Annotated in this window: 12 protein-coding genes; 3 read left to right on the top strand and 9 right to left on the bottom strand. The window is 70.0% G+C overall.

Translation table 11 applies throughout. From position 1 onward, the window contains the following. From ABZ928_RS40110 to kdpF, 5 genes are all read right to left on the bottom strand, one after another. Window positions 1–684, bottom strand: a complete 684-nt coding sequence (locus ABZ928_RS40110) for a response regulator transcription factor (protein ID WP_361530190.1) — start codon at window positions 682–684, stop codon at window positions 1–3. A gap of 86 nt (window positions 685–770) precedes the next feature. After that, window positions 771–1,382: a potassium-transporting ATPase subunit KdpC gene (kdpC, locus tag ABZ928_RS40105; protein ID WP_361530187.1), complete on the bottom strand. Its 612-nt coding sequence runs from the start codon at window positions 1,380–1,382 to the stop codon at window positions 771–773. Window positions 1,383–1,387: 5 nt separating this feature from the next. Then, window positions 1,388–3,526, bottom strand: a complete 2,139-nt coding sequence (gene kdpB, locus ABZ928_RS40100) for a potassium-transporting ATPase subunit KdpB (protein ID WP_361530184.1) — start codon at window positions 3,524–3,526, stop codon at window positions 1,388–1,390. Beyond that, window positions 3,526–5,187: a potassium-transporting ATPase subunit KdpA gene (kdpA, locus tag ABZ928_RS40095; RefSeq protein WP_361530181.1), complete on the bottom strand. Its 1,662-nt coding sequence runs from the start codon at window positions 5,185–5,187 to the stop codon at window positions 3,526–3,528. Before kdpA ends, kdpB begins: the two co-directional genes overlap by 1 nt. Before the next feature lie 3 nt (window positions 5,188–5,190). Next, window positions 5,191–5,280, bottom strand: a complete 90-nt coding sequence (gene kdpF, locus ABZ928_RS40090; protein WP_016434100.1) for a K(+)-transporting ATPase subunit F — start codon at window positions 5,278–5,280, stop codon at window positions 5,191–5,193. Window positions 5,281–5,653: 373 nt separating this feature from the next. Here kdpF and ABZ928_RS40085 point away from each other — a divergent pair, with 373 nt between their 5' ends. Together ABZ928_RS40085 and ABZ928_RS40080 are read left to right on the top strand one after the other, a co-directional pair. Continuing rightward, a complete protein-coding gene (locus ABZ928_RS40085; protein ID WP_361530178.1) occupies window positions 5,654–7,702 on the top strand; it encodes an amino acid permease in 2,049 nt (682 codons plus the stop codon). Between the two features lie 225 nt (window positions 7,703–7,927). Continuing rightward, complete coding sequence (locus ABZ928_RS40080) at window positions 7,928–8,404, top strand: CBS domain-containing protein (protein WP_361530175.1); 477 nt, start codon at window positions 7,928–7,930, stop codon at window positions 8,402–8,404. On the opposite strand, the gene ABZ928_RS40075 is transcribed toward ABZ928_RS40080, so the two are convergent. The 4 genes from ABZ928_RS40075 to ABZ928_RS40060 all read right to left on the bottom strand — a co-directional run bounded on the left by ABZ928_RS40075 (window position 8,343) and on the right by ABZ928_RS40060 (window position 17,244). Then, complete coding sequence (locus ABZ928_RS40075; RefSeq protein ID WP_361530172.1) at window positions 8,343–9,464, bottom strand: hypothetical protein; 1,122 nt, start codon at window positions 9,462–9,464, stop codon at window positions 8,343–8,345. The two genes, ABZ928_RS40080 and ABZ928_RS40075, sit on opposite strands and share 62 nt — an antisense overlap. A 165-nt stretch (window positions 9,465–9,629) precedes the next feature. After that, complete coding sequence (locus ABZ928_RS40070) at window positions 9,630–14,537, bottom strand: DNA repair ATPase (protein WP_361530169.1); 4,908 nt, start codon at window positions 14,535–14,537, stop codon at window positions 9,630–9,632. An 81-nt stretch (window positions 14,538–14,618) separates the two neighbouring features. Further along, complete coding sequence (locus ABZ928_RS40065) at window positions 14,619–16,697, bottom strand: flotillin family protein (RefSeq protein WP_361530166.1); 2,079 nt, start codon at window positions 16,695–16,697, stop codon at window positions 14,619–14,621. Window positions 16,698–16,812: 115 nt separating this feature from the next. Beyond that, complete coding sequence (locus tag ABZ928_RS40060; protein ID WP_361530163.1) at window positions 16,813–17,244, bottom strand: hypothetical protein; 432 nt, start codon at window positions 17,242–17,244, stop codon at window positions 16,813–16,815. 355 nt (window positions 17,245–17,599) lie between these two features. Here ABZ928_RS40060 and ABZ928_RS40055 point away from each other — a divergent pair, with 355 nt between their 5' ends. Continuing rightward, window positions 17,600–19,549 (top strand): NAD-binding protein, encoded by a 1,950-nt coding sequence (locus ABZ928_RS40055; RefSeq protein ID WP_361530160.1) that lies wholly within the window; start codon window positions 17,600–17,602, stop codon window positions 19,547–19,549. The last annotated feature ends 21 nt before the right edge of the window (window positions 19,550–19,570 follow it).

Here is a 19,570-nt window from a genome sequence, read left to right as displayed (position 1 = left end):
TCACCCTTCGAAGCGGTAACCCATGCCGGGTTCGGTGATCAGATAGCGCGGATGCGAGGGGTCCGCTTCCAGCTTGCGACGCAGTTGGGCCATGTACACGCGCAGGTAGTTGGTCTTGTTGGCCTGGGTGACCCCCCAGACCTCCTGGAGCAGATGCTTCTGCGTGATCAGCCGCCCGGGGTGGGTGACCATGATCTCCAGCAGATGCCATTCGGTGGGCGTCAGACGTACGTCACGTCCGCCGCGTACGGCCTTCTTGGCGCGCAGGTCGATGGTGAAGTCCGCGGTTTCCACGAGGGCCGTCTCGGGAGCGAGCGGGGTCTCCTCGGTGCGGCGGACGGCCGCTCGTAGCCGTGCCATGAGCTCGTCCATGCTGAACGGCTTGGTGACGTAGTCGTCGGCGCCCGCGTCGAGGGCGGCGACCTTCTCCGCGGAGGCGGTCCGGGCGGACAGCACCAGGATGGGCGTCCGGGTCCAGCCGCGCAGCGCCTTGATGACGTCGACGCCGTCCATGTCCGGCAGGCCCAGGTCGAGGACGACCACGTCGGGCTGGCGGGCGGCGGCGAGGCGGAGGGCGGTGGTGCCGTCCGGAGCGGCGTCGACGCCGTACTGCCGGGCCTGCATGTTGATCACGAGGGCTCGTACGAGTTGTGGATCGTCCTCCACCACCAGCACCCGGGTCATGGGTGTGCGGCCTTCCTGTCGTCGGTGGGGTCGGGGCCGTCGGAGCCGGGGTGGGAGCCGGGTCGCCGGCTCCCACCCCGGAGGCATCAGTGGTCGGCCAGTGCCTTCAGTGCGATGTTGAGTTCGAGGACGTTGACCCGCGGCTCGCCCAGGAATCCGGCGGTACGGCCCGTGGTGTGGTCGTCGACCAGCTTCTGCACCTGGGTGACGGTCAGGCCGTTTGCCTCGGCGACCCGCTTGACCTGGAGGTCCGCGTAGTCGGGGGAGATGTCCGGGTCGATGGCGGAGGCGGAGCCGGTGACCGCGTCGACGGGCACCTCGGACTCGGGTACGCCGTTGAACTCGGCGACCTGCTTCTTCGCCGCCTTGACCAGCTTCACCAGTTCGGGGTTGCTGGCGCTGAGCTGGCTGGAGCCGGTGGCCAGCGGGTTATAGCCGCTGTTGGAAGGGCGGCCCTGGAACCACTTCGGGTCCGGCTTGTCCGTGCCCTTGATGTTCCAGCTCTGGCCGATCAGCGTCGAGCCGACCTCCTTGCCGTCGGCCTTCACGATCGAGCCGTTGGCCTTGTCGTGGAAGGCCAGTTGGCCGATGCCGGTGACGACCAAAGGGTAGAGGACGCCGGTCACGACGGTGAGGACGAGGAGCATGCGCAGGGCCGCCCACGTCAGGCGTCCGGTGTTCGCCAGTGAGTTGTTCATGTCCTTCATCCGATCCCGGGGATCAGCGAGATGAGCAGGTCGATGAGTTTGATGCCGATGAAGGGCGCGATCAGTCCGCCCAGGCCGTAGATGCCGAGGTTGCGCCGCAGCATCTTGTCGGCGCTCATCGGGCGGTACTGCACGCCGCGGAGGGCGAGCGGCACGAGCGCGATGATGATCAGCGCGTTGAAGATGACCGCGGACAGGATCGCGGACTCCGGGCTGGCCAGGCCCATGATGTTGAGCTTGTCGAGGCCCGGGTAGGCGACCGCGAACATGGCCGGGATGATCGCGAAGTACTTCGCTACGTCGTTGGCGATGGAGAACGTGGTCAACGCGCCCCGGGTGATCAGCAGTTGCTTGCCGATCTCGACGATCTCGATGAGCTTGGTCGGGTTGGAGTCGAGGTCGACCATGTTGCCGGCCTCCTTGGCGGCCGACGTACCGGTGTTCATGGCCACACCGACGTCCGCCTGGGCCAGCGCGGGGGCGTCGTTCGTGCCGTCACCGGTCATCGCGACGAGCTTTCCGCCCGCCTGCTCCCGCTTGATGAGTGCCATCTTGTCCTCGGGAGTCGCCTCCGCGAGGAAGTCGTCGACGCCCGCCTCCTCGGCGATCGCCTTGGCGGTCAGCGGGTTGTCACCCGTGATCATGACGGTCTTGATGCCCATGCGGCGCAGCTCCTCGAACCGCTCGCGCATGCCGTCCTTGACGACGTCCTTGAGGTGGATGACCCCCAATACCCGGGTGCTCTCGTCGTCCTGGACAGCCACCAGCAGCGGCGTGCCGCCCGCCTCGGAGATCTTGTTGGCGGTCTCGTCGGCGTCTTCGGCGACGGTGCCGCCCTGTTCCTGGACCCAGGCGATGACCGAACCGGCCGCGCCCTTGCGGATCTTGCGTCCGTCGACGTCGACGCCGGACATCCGGGTCTGCGCGGTGAACGCGATCCATTCGGCGTGGGCGAGCTCGCCCTGGTGGCGTTCGCGCAGTCCGTACTTCTCCTTGGCCAGTACGACGATGGAGCGGCCCTCGGGCGTCTCGTCGGCCAGCGACGACAGCTGGGCGGCGTCGGCCACCTCGGCCTCGGTCGTCCCGCGCACCGGCACGAACTCGGCGGCCTGACGGTTGCCGAGGGTGATGGTGCCGGTCTTGTCGAGCAGCAGCGTGGAGACGTCACCGGCGGCCTCGACCGCGCGGCCGGACATGGCGAGGACGTTGCGCTGGACGAGACGGTCCATGCCCGCGATACCGATCGCGGAGAGCAGCGCTCCGATGGTCGTCGGGATCAGGCAGACCAGCAGTGCGGTGAGCACGATCAGCGAGGTCTGCTTGTCGGCGCCCGCGTAGATCGCGAACGGCTTGAGCGTCACGACGGCGAGCAGGAAGACGATCGTGAGCGACGCCAGCAGGATGTTGAGGGCGATCTCGTTCGGCGTCTTCTGCCGGGCCGCGCCCTCGACCAGGTTGATCATCCGGTCGATGAAGGTCTCGCCGGGCTTCGTCGTGATCTTGATGACGATCCGGTCGGAGAGCACCTTCGTACCGCCGGTGACGGCGCTGCGGTCGCCGCCCGACTCCCGGATGACCGGGGCGGACTCGCCGGTGATGGCCGACTCGTCGACGGACGCAACTCCCTCGACGACGTCACCGTCGCCGGGGATGATGTCGCCGGCCTCGCAGACGACCAGATCGCCGATCTTCAACTCGGTACCGGGAACCTGTTCCTCGGCGTCACCGGTGAGCCGACGTGCGACCGTGTCGGTCTTGGCCTTGCGCAGCGTGTCGGCCTGCGCCTTGCCGCGACCCTCGGCGACGGCCTCCGCCAGGTTGGCGAAGACCACGGTGAGCCAGAGCCAGGCGCTGATGACCCAGCCGAACCAGTCGCCGGCGTCCTTGACGGCCAGCACGGTGGTGACCACCGAGCCGATGAGGACGACGAACATGACGGGGGACTTGACCATCACGCGCGGGTCGAGCTTGCGGAAGGCGTCCGGCAGCGACTTGAGTAGCTGCTTGGGATCGAACAGGCCTGCGCCGACGCGGCCTTCGGGGGCCTTGTGCCCGGTCGGTACGTCCTGATGCGGTGCCCGGGTGGGGGTGACCGTGGACATCGGGTCCTCTTGCTTCTCGGTGTTGGTGGTCATCACGCCAGCCCCTCGGCCAGCGGGCCCAGCGCCAGTGCCGGGAAGAACGTCAGACCGGTGATGATCAGGATCGCGCCCACGAGGAGGCCGGTGAACAGCGGCTTCTCGGTGCGCAGAGTGCCTGCCGTCGCCGGGATCGGCTTCTGCTCGGCGAGCGAGCCGGCCAGCGCCAGCACGAACACCATCGGCAGGAAACGGCCCAGCGCCATGCACAGTCCCAACGTGGTGTTGAAGAACTCCGTGTTGGCGCCGAAGCCCGCGAAGGCCGAGCCGTTGTTGTTGCTGGCCGACGTATAGGCGTACAGCACCTCGGAGAAGCCGTGTGCGCCGACGTTGGTCATGGCGTCCTTGCCGTCCGGCAGGGCCATCGCCACCGCGGTGCCGATCAGGACCAGGGCCGGGGTGATGAGGATGTAGCAGGCGGCCAGCTTGATCTCGCGGGTGCCGATCTTCTTGCCCAGGTACTCGGGCGTACGCCCGACCATCAGACCGGCGATGAACACCGCGATGATCGCCATGATCAGCATGCCGTAGAGCCCGGAGCCCACACCGCCGGGCGCGATCTCGCCCAGCATCATGCCGAGCAGCAGCACGCCGCCGGACAGACCGCTGAAGGAGTCGTGGAAGGAGTTCACGGACCCGGTCGAGGTCATCGTCGTCGAGACCGCGAACAGGGACGAGGGGCCTTCGCCGAAGCGCTGCTCCTTGCCCTCCATCGCACCGCCCGCGAGCTGTGAGGCGGTGCCGGGGTGGGCGTATTCGATGCACGTCACGGCCACGACGGCGCCGAACCAGATGATGCCCATCGCGGCCACGATCGCGTAGCCCTGCTTGACGTTGCCGACCATCTTGCCGAAGGTGCGCGGCAGCGAGAACGGGATCACCAGCAGCAGGAAGATCTCCAGCAGGTTGGTGAAGCCATTGGGGTTCTCGAATGGGTGCGCGGAGTTGGCGTTGAAGAAGCCGCCGCCGTTGGTGCCCAGGTCCTTGATGGCCTCCTGGGAGGCCACGGCGCCGGGGCTGATGGCCTGCTTGTCGCCGGTCAGCGTGGTGATCGTGTGGATGTCGCCGAAGTTCTGGATGGCGCCGGCGGCGATCAGCAGCACGGCCGCGACCACGGAGATCGGGATCAGGATGCGAATGGTGCCGCGCACCAGGTCCGCCCAGAAGTTGCCCAGGTCTCCGGTGCGGGAGCGGGCGAAGCCGCGCACGAGCGCCACCGCGACGGCGATACCGACGGCCGCGGAGACGAAGTTCTGCACGGCGAGCCCGGCGGTCTGGGTGACATGGCTCATCGCCGCCTCACCCGAGTACGACTGCCAGTTCGTGTTGGACACGAACGACACGGCCGTGTTGAACGCCTGGTCCGGACTGATCGGCTTGAAGCCGAGCGACAGCGGCAGCTTGTCCTGCACCCGCTGCAGCAGGTACAGGAACAGCACGCTCACCGCGGAGAAGGCCAGCACTCCGCGCAGATAGGCGGGCCAGCGCATCTCCGTGTCCGGGTTGGCGCCGACCGAGCGGTAGATCCACTTCTCGACGCGCAGGTGCTTCTTGGAGGAGTAGACGGCGGCCATGTAGTCGCCGAGGGGACGGTGCACCAGGGCGAGCGCGCCGATCAGCGCGGTCACCAGGAGCACGTCAGCAAGTACCGGGCCCACGGCTCAGAACCTCTCCGGGAAGATCAGGGCGAGGACGAGATAGCCCAGCAGGGCGACGGCCACGACGAGGCCGACGATGTTCTCGGCGGTCACAGCTTCGCAACCCCCTTGGCGATGAGGACCACCAGCGCGAACACCGCGATCGTGGTGAGGACGAAGGCCACATCGGCCATCGCAAGCTCCCGGAGGACGTTCGGAAATCCGTAAGCGGATCGGACCGGTACAGGAAAACCCGCTCCGAGGCCGTATACAGCCGCCGTTAACGGGTTCCATACGGCGCCCGGTCTTCCTTTGACGCACCTCTTACACCGGCGAGTCCGCGCCCCACCCAGAAGAAGTACCTGCCGGACAATCGGGATTTTTGCTCCGTTTGTGCGTGTCCCGCGAAATCCTAACGGCCCCTTAACGCCCTGCCTGCGGGCCAGCCCTCCTTCCCTCACCCCCATCGCGGCTTACCCTCGCGCACGTGTTCAACGTGACCGGTCTGCTCAAGCGCCTGGTGATCGGGCGGGCGAAGCGCAGCGAGGAGCTCCACGAGACGCTGCTGCCCAAACGGCTCGCCCTGCCGATCTTCGCATCCGACCCGCTCTCCTCGGTGGCGTACGCGACCCAGGAGATCCTCCTGGTCCTGGCCCTCGGCGGGCTGGCCTACCTTCACTTCACGCCGTGGATCGCGGCCGCCGTCGTGGTCCTGCTGGCGGTCGTGGTGCTCTCGTACCGGCAGGTGGTGCAGGCGTACCCGAGCGGCGGCGGCTCGTACGAGGTCGTCTCCACTAACCTGGGCCCCTCGGCCGGGCTGGTGGTCGCCGCCTCACTGCTCGTGGACTACGTCATGACGGTGGCCGTCTCGGTCGCCTCCGGCGTCGACAACATCATCTCCGCGGTGCCCGAACTGGCCGACCACCGCGTGGCCATGGCCCTCGGCTTCGTCGCCCTGCTCACCGCCATGAACCTGCGCGGCGTACGCGAGTCAGGACGGGCGTTCGCTGCGCCCACCTACCTGTTCGTCGGCGGCGTGCTGATCATGATCACCACCGGTCTCTTCCGCTACCTGGTCGGAGACGCGCCCGTCGCCGAATCCGCCCAGTACGGCATTACGGCCGAGCCGCACGAGGCGAATCTGACCGGTCTCGCCCTGGTGATGCTCGTGCTGCGCGCCTTCTCCCAGGGATGCACCGCGCTGACCGGCGTGGAGGCCATCTCCAACGGCGTACCGGCCTTCCGCAAGCCCAAACCGAAGAACGCGGCGACCACCATGGCCGTCATGGGCGCCATCTCCATCACCATGTTCGTCGGAGTCACCACCCTGGCCCTGGTGTCGAAGGTCCATGTCACCGACGACGCCTGCCGCCTGACCGGCCTCGACGCCAACTGCGACAACTACACCCAGCGCACCGTCATCGCCCAGGTCGCGGCGGCGGTCTTCGGCGGCGAACACTCGGTCGGCTTCTACTACATCCAGGCCGCCACCGCCCTCATCCTCATCCTCGCCGCGAACACCGCCTTCAACGGATTCCCGCTGCTCTCCTCGATCCTGGCCCAACATCGTTACCTGCCCCGCCAGTTGCACAACCGCGGCGACCGACTCGCCTTTTCCAACGGCATCCTGGCCCTGGCGATCGTCGCCGGCCTGCTGCTGTGGGGCTTCCAGGCCAACGTCACCAACCTCATCCACCTTTACATCTTGGGCGTGTTCACCTCCTTCACGCTCTCCCAGACGGGCATGGTCCGGCACTGGAACCGCGAACTGCGTGCCCAGACCGATCCCGCGCTACGCCGCCATCACAAGATCACCCGGGTGATCAACGGCACCGGCGCCGTCGTCACCGGCCTGGTCCTGCTGATCGTGCTGGCGACCAAGTTCACGCAGGGAGCCTGGCTCGCCGTCCTGGCTGCGGTCGTGCTGTGGGTGATGATGCGCGGCATCCGCCGCCACTACGACGCCACTGCCGCGGAACTCGCCGTCACCGACCCCAGAGGCGAACTCGCCCTGCCCAGCCGGGTCTTCGCGATCGTCCTGGTCTCCACCATCCACAAGCCGACCCTGCGCGCCTTGTCCTACGCCCGGGCCTTCCGCCCCGACCATCTGGAGGCGCTCACGGTCTCCGTCGACCGCGACGAGGCGGCGGCGCTGCGCGAGCGCTGGGAGGACTACGGCATCGAGGTTCCCCTGAAGATCCTCGATTCGCCCTACCGTGAGGTGACCCGTCCGGTCGTCGACTACGTCCGCTCCGTCCACCGCGAGAGCCCGCGTGACGTCGTGGCCGTCTTCATCCCCGAGTACGTGGTCGGCCACTGGTGGGAGAACCTCCTGCACAACCAGTCCGCGCTCTGGCTCAAGAGCCGCTTGCTCTTCACGTCCGGCGTGATGGTCACGAGCGTCCCCTGGCAGCTGACGTCCTCGGCCCGCGCCGACCGCCCGGCAGCCCGGGCCCCCGGCTCCGTCCGCCGCGGCGAACCGCCGAACCCGGCGGTGCGCGCGGAGGGGCATACGGGATCCAGGCGGCGCCAATGACCGGGACCGCCGGCCAGCGGATCGGTCTGGCCTGCGCCCCATCCGGCGCCGACCAGGAGACCGGTGTTCGGCCGTCTTGGAGAGTGGACGCATTCGGTGAGCGCAGCGGTGCGATGCGTATTGGCCGAGGCCGCCGCGTATGTTTCGCGTCAATGACCTGGCCCGCGCCCGCAATACGTACGACGCTGGGGGCAGGAACGTTTCCAGTAGATGAGGAGCCCCGCCGTGCGCGCTCGTGACCTGGCGGTCGGATACGAAACGGTGAGCGTCGACAGCGACGCCATGGACGCGGCCCGGCTGATGGCCGAGCACAGGCTGCCGGGCCTCCTGGTGCTGGACGAGCAGGGCGAGCCGAAGGCGATCCTGCCCGCCTCGCAGATGATTAAGGTGCTGGTGCCCGCCTACGTCATCGAGGACCCGACCCTGGCCGCTGTCGTCGACGAGAAGCACGCCGACCGGCTGTGCCAGGCACTGGCCGGCCGCAGGGTCGGGGACTGCCTGTCCAGCAAGGCCGCGCCACCGCCGATCGCCGACCCGGACGACACTGCGCTGGAGGTGGCCGCGCTGATGGCGGAGGTGCGCAGCCCGCTGGTCGCGGTGGCGGAGAAGGCGAAGGACGGCACCCATCTGCTGGGCGTGATCACGGCCTCGCACCTGCTGCACGAACTCCTCGGCGCCGCAGGAGCAGTCGGCACCAACTAGACACACGTGAGCCCTTCGGGGCTGGTGCCCGCTCCATGCCGGAGCGCCGAAGGATTCCACGGCACACCTCGCCGTCGATCCGCCGTCCCAGTCGCTCCAGCACCGGCATTCCGCTCCTGAGTGTTCCCCGCTCCACGGACTGCCGTGCGCCCTGGTCCAGTTGGTGCCACAGCACCGGGTTGGCGACCAGGACGCGCGGGTCCAGCAGCAGCCGACCGCCGAAAGCGTCGGTGAGAAGCAGCCGCGGGGTAACCCCCTCGGACACGCGCACGGTCACCAGCCGGTCGACGCGCACCCGGTGGTGGAGCACGAGCCCGCGTGCCTCGAGTTCGCCGTGGCACGCGCTCACCCGTGGCGGCGTCAGCACGATCAGGAGCAGCATGGCGAGTGCGGCCCACCAACTGGCGCGCATGCCGGTCAGCCGCGCAACGCTCCAGTCGAGCAGTACCAGCGCCCCGAAGAGCAGCGCGGCGCTGAGTATCGCACCGCGAAACTCCCGCGCCCAGTATCGATCATGGATCACATGGGCGTACTCACGGTGAGTACCGCGTGCCGGGACAGGCTTTCGGCCGTGCCGTTGCATACGGCCATAGTAGGCACGGCACCGGTTCGTGTCTCCGACTGCAACGAGCCCACCGAGCGTCAGCAGCACGCCTACGTATCCACTGATGCCCACCGTCAGGGCGAGGAACGCGAGCATCGTGTGGACGGCGAGCCGGCCGGGCCTGTCTCCGTCGAGGAAGGCGCGGGCGGCCCGGCTCACCCGCGGTCGCGGCAGGAGGCCGTCCCCCGACGGCCGGGTCAGCGCGCGGCGCACCGCCCGCCGTCCGGCGGATGAGCTGATGCCGAGCCACACCCCGTCGGCGTCGCTGATGACGAGGCTGCGGAACACACGGCCGTACGAGAAGAACGTCAGGAGCCGGACGCGGCTGAGGCGGGTCAGGTCGACCGAGCGCACGCCGGTCAGGGTCCGCGCGGTGATCCTGGTCGCCGAGTGGCGTGCCGGTGTGGACTCGTCGCACATCGCGTCGTACAGCAGGACGACGGCGGGCCCGGTCACGCACCCCAGGATTGCACCCCCTTCGCGCGCTCCGGGCAGCGCCATGACGGCGAAAGGCAGCATGAACAGCGCACCCGTCAGGCACAGGCCGGCCCGGGCCCGACGGCGTGCCGTGCCCGGGGCGGGCATCTGCGGGGTGGTGCGGTTGCTCGGGTGCGGGTCATGTCACGGCTCCCCGTCGCCGGTGGTCGGACGCGCGGCGTGCCGGGCCATGGGGTTCACCAGAAGGTGGCGTGGGTCGGCGGCCCGGTTGATCGCCGACTCCACGGCCGCGATCCGGTCGGCGAGCAGGCCGAGGGTGGCGACCGCCCGGGTGAGGGGGTCGTTCTCCGGGCCGCCGAGGGTCTGGGTGCGGACGTAGGACGCCTTCAACTCGCTCCAGCGCGCGGCCTGTTCGGGCGTGAGTGCGCCCCGCAGTTCGGCCAGTTTCAGCAGGTTGGCCTCGGCGCCGGTGGTGAGGGTCTGGGCCTCGGCCCGGTAGTGGTCGTCGATCAGTGCGGCCAGTTCGGCGTCGTTCATGACCGGCTGGATGCGCTGGGCGAGTTTGTTCATGTTGCGGTAGGAGCCCTGGAGTTGGAAGGGCGGCTCGCTGCGGGTGGCGTCGCTCTGGGCGGCGGAGGCGATGTAGGTGGCGTTGACCGCCAGGACCGTCTCGCGGGCGGTGAGCAGATGGCGCAGGACGGCCAGGATCCGCTCCAGCTCGGCAGGGGCGTAGGGGTGCGTCAGGCGGTCGGCGCGGGCGGTCGGGTCGCCCGCGGCGAGGCGGACCATGAGGTCGAGGTCGGCGTGGTCGCGGCCGGCGAGCGGGGCCAGGACCGGGTTGGCGGTGAGGGCGTTCTCGATGAAGCTCAGCGCGAAGGCGTCCTGCTTGCCGGTCAGGACGTCGCCGAGGTTCCACACGTCGGCGCGGTTGGCGAGCATGTCGGGGATGCGGAAGCGGCTGCCGGACTCGGTGTAGGGGTTGCCGGCCATACAGACGGCGAAGCGTTTGCCGCGCAGGTCGTAGGTGTGCGCCTCGCCGTTGCGTACGCCCTCGATGCGGCGGGTGGCGTCGCACAGCGGGATGAACTTCTGCAGCAGTTCCGGTGAGGTGTGCTGGATGTCGTCGAGGTAGAGAAGGGTGTTGTTGCCCGCCTCCAGTGCGAAGTTGATCTTCTCGATCTCCTGGCGGGCGGTGGCGTTGGGGGCCTCGGCCGGGTCGAGCGAGGTGACGGTGTGGCCGAGCGCCGGGCCGTTGACCTTGACGAGGATCAGGCCGAGGCGGTCGGCGACGTACTCCATCAGCGTCGTCTTGCCGTAGCCGGGCGGGGAGATGAGCAGGAGCAGGCCGCCGGTGTCGGTGCGCTTGGTCTCGCCGGTGGTGCCGAGCTGCTTGGCGAGGCTGTCGCCGATCAGCGGGAGGTACACCTCGTCGATGAGGCGGGAGCGGACGAACGCCGACATGATCCGGAGGCGGTACTCGTCGAGGCGGAGCCGGGCGCGCTCGGCGGCGACCACCTCGGTGCGGTGGCGCTGGTAGGCGCGGTGCGCGGGGACCTCGTCGGTGCGGAACGCGTGGGTGCGGGCCAGGAACTCGTCGACGCGCAGCGTCAACTTCCCCTCGCTGATCCGGGGGTGGACGCCGAGCAGGCCGTCGACGGTCCCGGTCAGCTGCGCCTCGGAGTCGTAGCGGGTCAGTTCGGGGCAGAGCTCGGCCGCCACCGCCTCGGCCAGGTCGCCGGCCGGGATGTCGGTGCCGGTCGAGGCGGTGTACGAGGTGAGCCACGCCTCGACGAGCTGGCGCCGGGCGGCCGGGGCGCCGAGGGCGGCGAGGTCGTCGTCGTAGGCCGAAGTGCCCACCGTGCGGCGGAACTTGTCGAGCACCGTGCGCGCTGCGGCGCTGAGGACGAAGCCTTCGGGGCCGCTGGTCAGCTCCTCGAAGAGGTATGCGGCGGCGGCATCCGCCGTCTCGCCTCCGATGGCCTGCGCCAGCTCCTGCCGCAGGTCGTCGATGGCGGGCGCGAGGCCGAAGGTGTCCCGGGCGCGGGCCAATGAGACCGCGCGGCGCTGCCAGTCGCGGCGGGCGTCGGCGGTCGTGGCGTGGGCCCAGAAGAGCTGGGCGGCGGCGCGGGCGGCGGGTTCGTGGCGGAGCGGTCCTGCGCCGTCGTGCAGGCGCAGGAGAGTGGTGAGGATCAGGGTCGTGTCGTTGTCGTGGACGCCGCGTTCGTAGCCCTCGTCGTATGCCGACTCCGCCTCCTGCCGCACCAGGGTGGGCAGGTCGTCGGTGGCGGCGAGCACGGCCGGGCCGTGTTCGGCCAGGAGGCGGGCGGCGAGGTGTTCGGCGCGGTAGACCTGCGGGGACTCCGAGGGCAGAGGGCGGTCCCAGTACGGGCGGGTCGCGGCGAAGGCGGGGTCGGTGACCGGGGCGCGGTAGTCGGTGCCGGTCAGGGCGAAGGCCAGGCCCTCGCCCTGCGGGACCAACGTGAGGTCGAGGGGCTGGGTGTTGACGGCGAAGCGGTGGGTGCCGAGGCGGATCGTGCGACCGCCGTCGGCGTAGAGGTCGGTGCGGTCGCGCAGGGCGCGCAGGGCCTCCTGGCGGGCGGACTTCAGACGGCCGTCGAGCTCCTCCGCCCTGACCTGGTCACCGAGTTCGCGCAGCTCGCCGGCGATGCGAGTGACCTTGGCGGGCATCGGGTCGGAGGTGAAGTAGGTGGCGACGGCGTCCGCGTCGGCAAGCGTGGCCGCTCGGCGGGCGACGGTCCTCAGCACCCGGGCGGCCGAGTCGGCCAGCCGCTTGGCGCGGCGGGCGCGGGCGTCGGCGAGGGTCTGCTTGCGGGTGGAAAAGGTCTCGTGGATCTCGTCGCGCTGGTCGGCGAGCCGGCCGAGGAAGTCGTCGGACTCGGCGAACCGGGACTCCAGGTTCTCCACCTGGACGAGCAGACGGGCGAGCTGCTCGTCGCAGGCGTCCACGGTCGTCGCCGCCGCGAGGGCGCCGGTGACGGACTGGCCGAGCAGGGCGAACTCGGCGCCGAACTCCGCCCGCCCCTCGGAGTCGAGGAGGGCGCGGCGGCGGCCGTCGAGGGTGGCGCGGGCGCGGTTGACGCCGCCGAGGACCTCGGCGATGCGGGCCAGGATGCCGGTGCGGACGGTGGCGTCGCCGATGTCGAGCCCGGCGACGACCTCGGTCACCGTCCGCAACCCGTCGGCGAGTTCGTCCAGCCGGGCCGAGAGAGGGGCTGCCTCGGCGACGGTGGTGAGCGCCTCGGCGTCGGCGACCAATTGCTCGATGTCGGCCTGGTGGTCGGCGAAGGCGTCCTCGCGGGCGAGGTGGGCGACGGCTCGCCGGCCGAAGGAGTCCAGGTCGGCCTCGACGTCGGCGGCGAGGGCGTCGATACGGTCGGTGTCCGCGTACCGCAGGTCCTTGAGGGTCAGCAAGTGCCCTTGTGCGTGCCGGAGTTCGGTCAGGCCGGTGACCCAGGCGGCGGCACTGCGGGGTGCCTCGCCGCGCAGTCGTCGTACGACTCCGGCGACTCGCGCGGCGGCCTCGGCGAGCGCGTCGGCGGCCTGGCGGGTCAGGGCCTGGACGGTCTCGAACTCGGCCAGCACCTGCTCGGCGGTCGCCCTGACTTGCGTCAACGGGCCGAGCAAGTCGCCCAGTTCGGGGTCACCCAGCCAGTGGTAGGAGTCGGCCGCCCGGACACACGCGGCGGCCAGCGCCTCGTACACCTCGCTCGTCGGGGTCGTCTCGGCGACCGCGCGGGTGAGGGACAGACAGTCGGAGATCCCGCGTACGAGATCGGCGTTGCCGACTCGGGCCAACGGGCCGGTGCCGGCCGGGCGGGCGGCGGCATGGATGTCGGAGACGAACGGAGAGTTCCACAGCTGCACGGGATGCACACGCTGCGGCTCGTCACCGTCGGCACGCAGCACGATGAGCGTGCCGTCGTCGAAGAGCGCCCAGCCGTGGCAGGACAGCGGGGTGGCGACCTCCTTGCGGATCATGTTGTACGGCAGCAGCAGGCTGCGTCCCTCCACGCGCGCGTGGAAGGCGTACAGGACGTCCTCGCCGTTCGGTGAGCGCACCTCACGCTCGAACTCCAGGTCGGCGGTGTCGAGTTCGTACGTCTTGTGGCTGCCGGTGGCCAGACAGTAGCCGCCGGGGAAGACGATGCCCTGGTCCTCGGGCAGCCGGCGGCAGGCCCGGCCGATGCCGTCGAGGCGCACGACGGTCCTGGTGAGGGTGTTGAACACCAGGTGGCGGTCGGTGTCCTCCTTGTAGGGGCGGACCCGCAGCAGGATCAGCACGCCCACGCGCGCGTACGCGATGTCCGCGTCGGCGAGGGACTGGAGCGGCTCGGCGACCGGCTCGGAGTAAATTCCCTCGCCGGTCTCGGTGTTGTTCTCGACCTTGACCGTGAGGGTGCCGCCGACGGTCTCGACGAAGACCTCGCCCTCGACGGAGACGTGCGGGTGCCGGCCGAGGACGTGGTCCTCGCGGGTCGCCGGGGTCCACTCGAAGTCGTGGGCGGGCGGGAAGACGTGGTCGCGGTCGCCGCGCGCGTCGAGGAAGGCCGCCTGCCCGTCCTCGGTGACCGACCAGCGCAGCACGCGGATGTCCCCGGCCTTCTCACCGGTCTGGAAGACGGCCAGCAACTTTCCGTCGACGCGACGGAGTTGGAGAAGGTGGGCTTGGCGGTAATAGCGGTAGAGGGCCGAGAACTCGCGGACGAAGGCCGGGTCGTCGAGGAGGCCGGGCACGGCGTCGTCGGCCAGCCGGTTCAGGTCGCGGTCGTACAGGGCGAAGACGTCGCCGACGGTCGTCTCCGGCTTCAGGCCCAGGAACACGTTGTGGCCGAAGAGCAGGGTGTCGCCGACGGAGACGATGTCCCGGGGCACGCAGGCGTGCTGGGTGCGCAGCCGCTCGGTGCCGGCCAGTTCGAGCCGCAGCGCGCCGAACTCCTCGGTCCGGCGGGCGTTGAGCGCCTCGGCGCGGCGGGCGAGGTCGGCGGCCTGTGCGGTGAGGCGGTCGCGGAGCACCTCGTAGGTGCCGGTGTCGAGCGTGTCGTGCGTTCCGGTGTTCAGGCCGGAGGTCATGGGATCCCTCTCAGAAAGTCGGGAGAAGACGTGGTCCGGAGCTGCCGTCCCCTCGTGCGGCAGCTCCGGACCACGGGTCGATCAGCCCTTGGCGCTGCCGTTCAGGGCGGCGAGAGACGTGTCCGCGACACCCAACTCGCCTGCCTTCTCCAGCAGTTGCTGAAACTGTCCGGCGTTCGCACCACCGGTCTTCATCAGCCGCATCAGCAGCGCGGAGACGGTCAGGTTCTGCACGTCGGCCGTGGAGACCGAGCCCAGGAGGTGGCTGAGGTCGTCGGTGAAGCTTGACGTGCCGTCCAGCCAAGGCTTCGCCAGCGTCTGCGCGGTCTCGGAGTGCTGGACGAAGCCGTCGACGCCCTTGCCGAGCGCGATCGACCCGACCAGCCGGTCGAAGAACACCGACTCGCCGCCGACGATGTCGATGTCGGCGTTCTCCAGCCCGGTGGCCAGCACCGTGGCCTGCGCCTCGGCGACCTGCCGCTGCACCTCCAGACCGGCGAGCCGGACCTCCTTGTCCGCCTGGATGCGCAGTCGGTACTCCTCGTGCCCGCGCGAGGCGTCGTCCAGGGCGGCCATCGCCGCCGCCTTCTCGGTCAGACCCGCGGCCTCGGCCTTTAGCTTCTCGCCGATGCCCTCGGCCTCGGCGAGGGCCTGCGCCTTGCTGCCCTCCGCCACGGCGAGCGCCTTCGCCCTGGCGCCCTCCGCCTCGGCCCGCATCCGCGCCTGGGTCGCCTCGGCCTCCGCGCGGCCGGCCTTCTCGATGACCTCGGCCTCCTTGTCCCGGACCTGGACGGCGGCCAGGCCCTCGGCGGCGGCCTCGGCCTGCACGCCCTCGGCGAGCCGCAGCTTGGCCCGGGCGTCGAGGTCGGCGGTCTTCAACCGGGCGTCGGCCAGGGTGAGTTCCTCGGCGGCGCGGTGGGTGGCGGCCTGCTCGGCGGCCTCGGCGGCCTTGATGTCCTTGACCAGCTGCTCCTGCGCCTCGGCCTCGGCGGCGATGACGACCGCCTGCCGCTGCCGCTCGGCGTCCTCCACGGCCCGCAGCGTCTTGATGGACTCCTCCTGCTCGGCGACCGTACGGTCCACCGCGACCCGCTCCCGGATGACCTCGGCGATCTCCCGCTTCTCCGCCTCGACCTCCTTCGCGGCGGCGATCTGCGTCAGCTGGGTCTCCCGCTCGCGGGCGATGACCTCCAACTGCCGGTCTTTCTCGATGCGCTCGTTCTCCACGGCGATGACCCGCTCGCGGTTCTTCGCGGCGACGGCGATCTCGCGGGCCTGGTTCTCGCGCTGGATGCCGAGCTGTTCCTCGGTCCTGAGGAACGCGCCCTGGGCCCGCAGCCGCTCCTCCTCCACCACCCGCGCGGTCTCGGCCTCCTCACGGGCCCGCACGGTGTCGATCTCCCGCTTCTGCTTGATCTCGGCGTCGGCCTGGCGGCGCTGAAGCTCCAGGATGGCCTCGCGGGCGTCGACGTTCTGCCGGGTGATCTCCTTCTCCTCGGTGCGCTGGGCCTCGTTGGTGCGGACGTGCTCCACGGCCGTCAGCTCGGTGATCTTGCGGATGCCCTGGGCGTCGAGGACGTTGGCCGGGTCGAGCTGGGTCAGCGGCGTCTGCTCCAGGTAGTCGATCGCCGCGTCCTCCAGGTGGTAGCCGTTGAGGTCGACGCCGATGACCTCGATGATCCGGTACCGCAGCTCCTCGCGCTTGGTGTAGAGGTCGGTGAAGTCCAGTTGCTTGCCGACGGTCTTCAGCGCCTCGGAGAACTTCGCGTGGAACAGCTCCTGGAGCGTCTTCTGGTCGCTGGCCCGCGCGGTGCCGACGGCCTGGGCAACCTTGACGACGTCCTCCACGGTCTTGTTGACCTTCACGAAGAACGAGATCCGGATGTCCGCACGGATGTTGTCCTTGCAGATCAACCCGTCCTTGCCGGCCCGAGTGATCTCGATGGCCTTCACCGAGATGTCCATCACCTCGGCCTTGTGCAGCACCGGCAGCACGACCTGCCCGGTGAAGGTCACATCTACCTTGCGCAGTTTGGAGACAATCAGCGCCTTGCCCTGCTCGACCTTGCGGAACAGCCGCGAGACGACAAACAGTACGGCGGTCGTGACGAGCAGGACGGCGGCGACGCTCACGGCGACGCCCACAGTGGTGGCATCCATACGAAATCCTTGAAGTCTGCGAAGAGTTGACAGCGTGACGTCAGGCCGAGACGGCCCTGTCGGCCGCGTCCGTGCGCGTCAGGCATGGCCCACGGCTCCACCGCGGGTGGCTGGATCAGTCGCGAGCGCGGCGACTGCCAGGGTCGAACGGGGCGGCGTTCGCCAAGTTCCGTCGGTGAGACCGAGATGATCGGGAGAAGGCCCTGGCGAGCGGTCCGGCGAGAACACGCGCCGCCGACCAGGCAGCCACCAAGGAGAGCGCGAGCAGCGTGATGCGGGCCAGGACGGCACCGAGCCCCGTCAGATCGAGATGATCCATGACGAGCGTTCCGGTGAGGCTGGTGAGCCACCCGCTCCCGGCGGCGACGGAGGCGGACACGGCGAGAGGTGCTTCTCCGAACGCCCTGGCCAGTGCCGGTGCGTCGGCATCGAAGTCGCGTACGCCGGCCCGGCCCAGCAGCACCAGGAGCCAGAAGATGAGTGTCACCACCACGGCAGAGGCGAAGATGACGGTGGGGAACTGCGCGACAGCGTCGACAACCTCCACGAATCCTCACCCCCGAGTAATGGTGCTGCGGCGCCCGGGCTCGTACGGCAGTTGCCGGAGCCAGGCATCGGGACGCACCCGTTCGTGCGCCGAGATCATTGTGAAGTGGCGCTGCGCATCGTCGCATTGCCGCGTTCCGGCAGTCTTTACGCCTCGTTGATGCCGGAGTCCGATACCCAGGCGACAGTCGCGATGCCTGCAATACGCCATGATCGAGTCCGGTGGTGACCGCGTGCCCTGCAGTGGCCGCCACGTCTGCACCGGCATCGGGGGAAGGACAACAGATGGGTCGACCCAGGTACGGCATAACGGCCGGGAAGGACATGGCCGGACGGAGGCGCGCATCATGAGGCGGATGCCGGCACTTCCCGACCAGGCCCGGAGGCCGGCGCCGGCCGGACACATGGTGGTCTGCGGCGACGACGCCCTCGCGGAACGCCTGGCCGCCGAGCTGCGCGAGCTCTACCGCATGCGGGTCACCGTCGTCGTACCGTCGCTGCCCGGTGCGGGCGACGCCGGAACCGGTATGGCGGGCCGGGCGCGGGCCGCCACTCTGTTCGCCCGCATGCAGGCTGCCGTCAACCGGACCGCCGACGCCGATGCCGCACGAGATGTCCGCGTTCTCCAGGCGCCGGTGCTCGACGAGGAGGCGCTCACGCAGGCCGATGTGGCGCGGGCGGACGCACTCGCTCTCGTCCATGACGACGACGAGACCAACATCCGTGCCGCGCTGGCCGCCCGCCGTCTGAACCCCCGTCTGCGCCTGGTGATCCGGCTCTACGACCGCAAGCTCGGCCAGCATCTGGCCGAGCTGCTGGACCAGGCCGCCGCGGTTGCCTCACCCGGGCTTGATCCGGAGGCGCTCGACACCTCAACCACCGTCCTGTCCGACGCGGACACCGCGGCCCCCGCCCTGGCGGCGACGGCCGTCACGGGCACCAGCAAGGTCGTACCGGCGGACGGACTGCTGCTGCGGGCCGTGGAACGCACTCCGCCAGGACGTGGCGAGGTGGCCGACCCTGGCCTGTGCACGCTTGCCCTGCTGTCCGCCACCGCCAACGACCCAGCGGGAGCGGAGGGTTCGGACGCCAGTGGCCAGGACGGACCGCAGCTGCTGCCCGACGACCGCACGGTCGCCGCCGCATCCGGCCGCGGCACCGTCGTCCTGGAAACCGTCACCCACGACGGCCCCGAGCGGGCCCCCGCCCGAGGCCTCGGCCTGCCCTTCGGCTCACTCTTCTCGCGCCGCCTGCGCTGGTCCCTGGCCGGGCTCGTCCTGAGCGTCCTGGGTCTGGCAGTGGCGTCGTGGCTGACCACCGGCGACCACCCCCTGCACGCCGCCTACCTCACCCTCCTCGACATCTTCGCCATCGGGGACCCCGCTGTCGGCGACCCCGTCGCCCGTCAGGTCCTGCAACTTCTGTCCGGGCTGACCGGGCTGCTCCTGCTGCCGGTGCTGCTTGCCGCCGTCCTCGAAGGGCTGGGCACCTTCCGCACCGCTTCCGCGCTGCGTCGCCCGCCCCGTGGACTGTCCGGCCACGTCGTCCTGCTCGGCCTCGGCAAGGTCGGCACTCGCGTCCTGGCCCGGCTGCACGAGCTCGGTATCCCGGTGGTGTGCGTGGAAGAGGACCCCGAAGCGCGCGGCATCCCGCTGGCCCGCCGCCTGCACGTGCCCACGGTGATCGGAGACGTGACCCAGGAAGGCGTACTGGAAGCGACCAAGATCCACCGCGCGCACGCTCTGCTTGCCGTCACCAGCAGCGACACCACCAACCTCGAAGCGGCCCTGTACGCCCGCTCGGTGGCACCCGGCCTGCGTGTGTCCTTGCGCCTGTACGACGACGCCTTCGCCGTCGCCGTCTACCGCACCCTGCGCGCGGCCCACCCCGAGGCCCTGACCCGCAGCCGGAGCGTATCCACTCTCGCCGCCCCCGCGTTCGCCGGAGCGATGATGGGCCGTCGGATCCTCGGCGCGATTCCTGTCGAGCGCCGCGTCCTCGTGTTCGCCGCGCTCGACGTCGCGGGCCATCCGAAGTTGGAAGGCCGCACGGTCGCCGAGTCGTTCCGCGCTGGCATGTGGCGCGTCCTGGCCATCGACTCCGCCGCCCCGGACGAACGCCTGCCCGACCTGGCGGTGTCCCCGTCGTACGACGGCACGGAGCACCCGAGTGGTCTGGTCTGGGACCTTCACCCCGGCTATGTGCTGCGGCCGCAGGACCGTGTCGTGGTGGCCGCCACCCGGCAGGGGCTGGCCGAGCTCCTGGGCAGGCAAGCGCGAAGCCGTACCCGTCCCACAGGCTCCTGAGGCTCGAGGCGCTCTCGTATC

It is taken from the genome of Streptomyces sp. NPDC046909 (assembly GCF_040644695.1).
Taxonomy (GTDB): domain Bacteria; phylum Actinomycetota; class Actinomycetes; order Streptomycetales; family Streptomycetaceae; genus Streptomyces.
The sequence above is the reverse complement of the archived record's forward strand: the minus strand, read 5'-3'. Positions and strand labels throughout refer to the sequence as shown.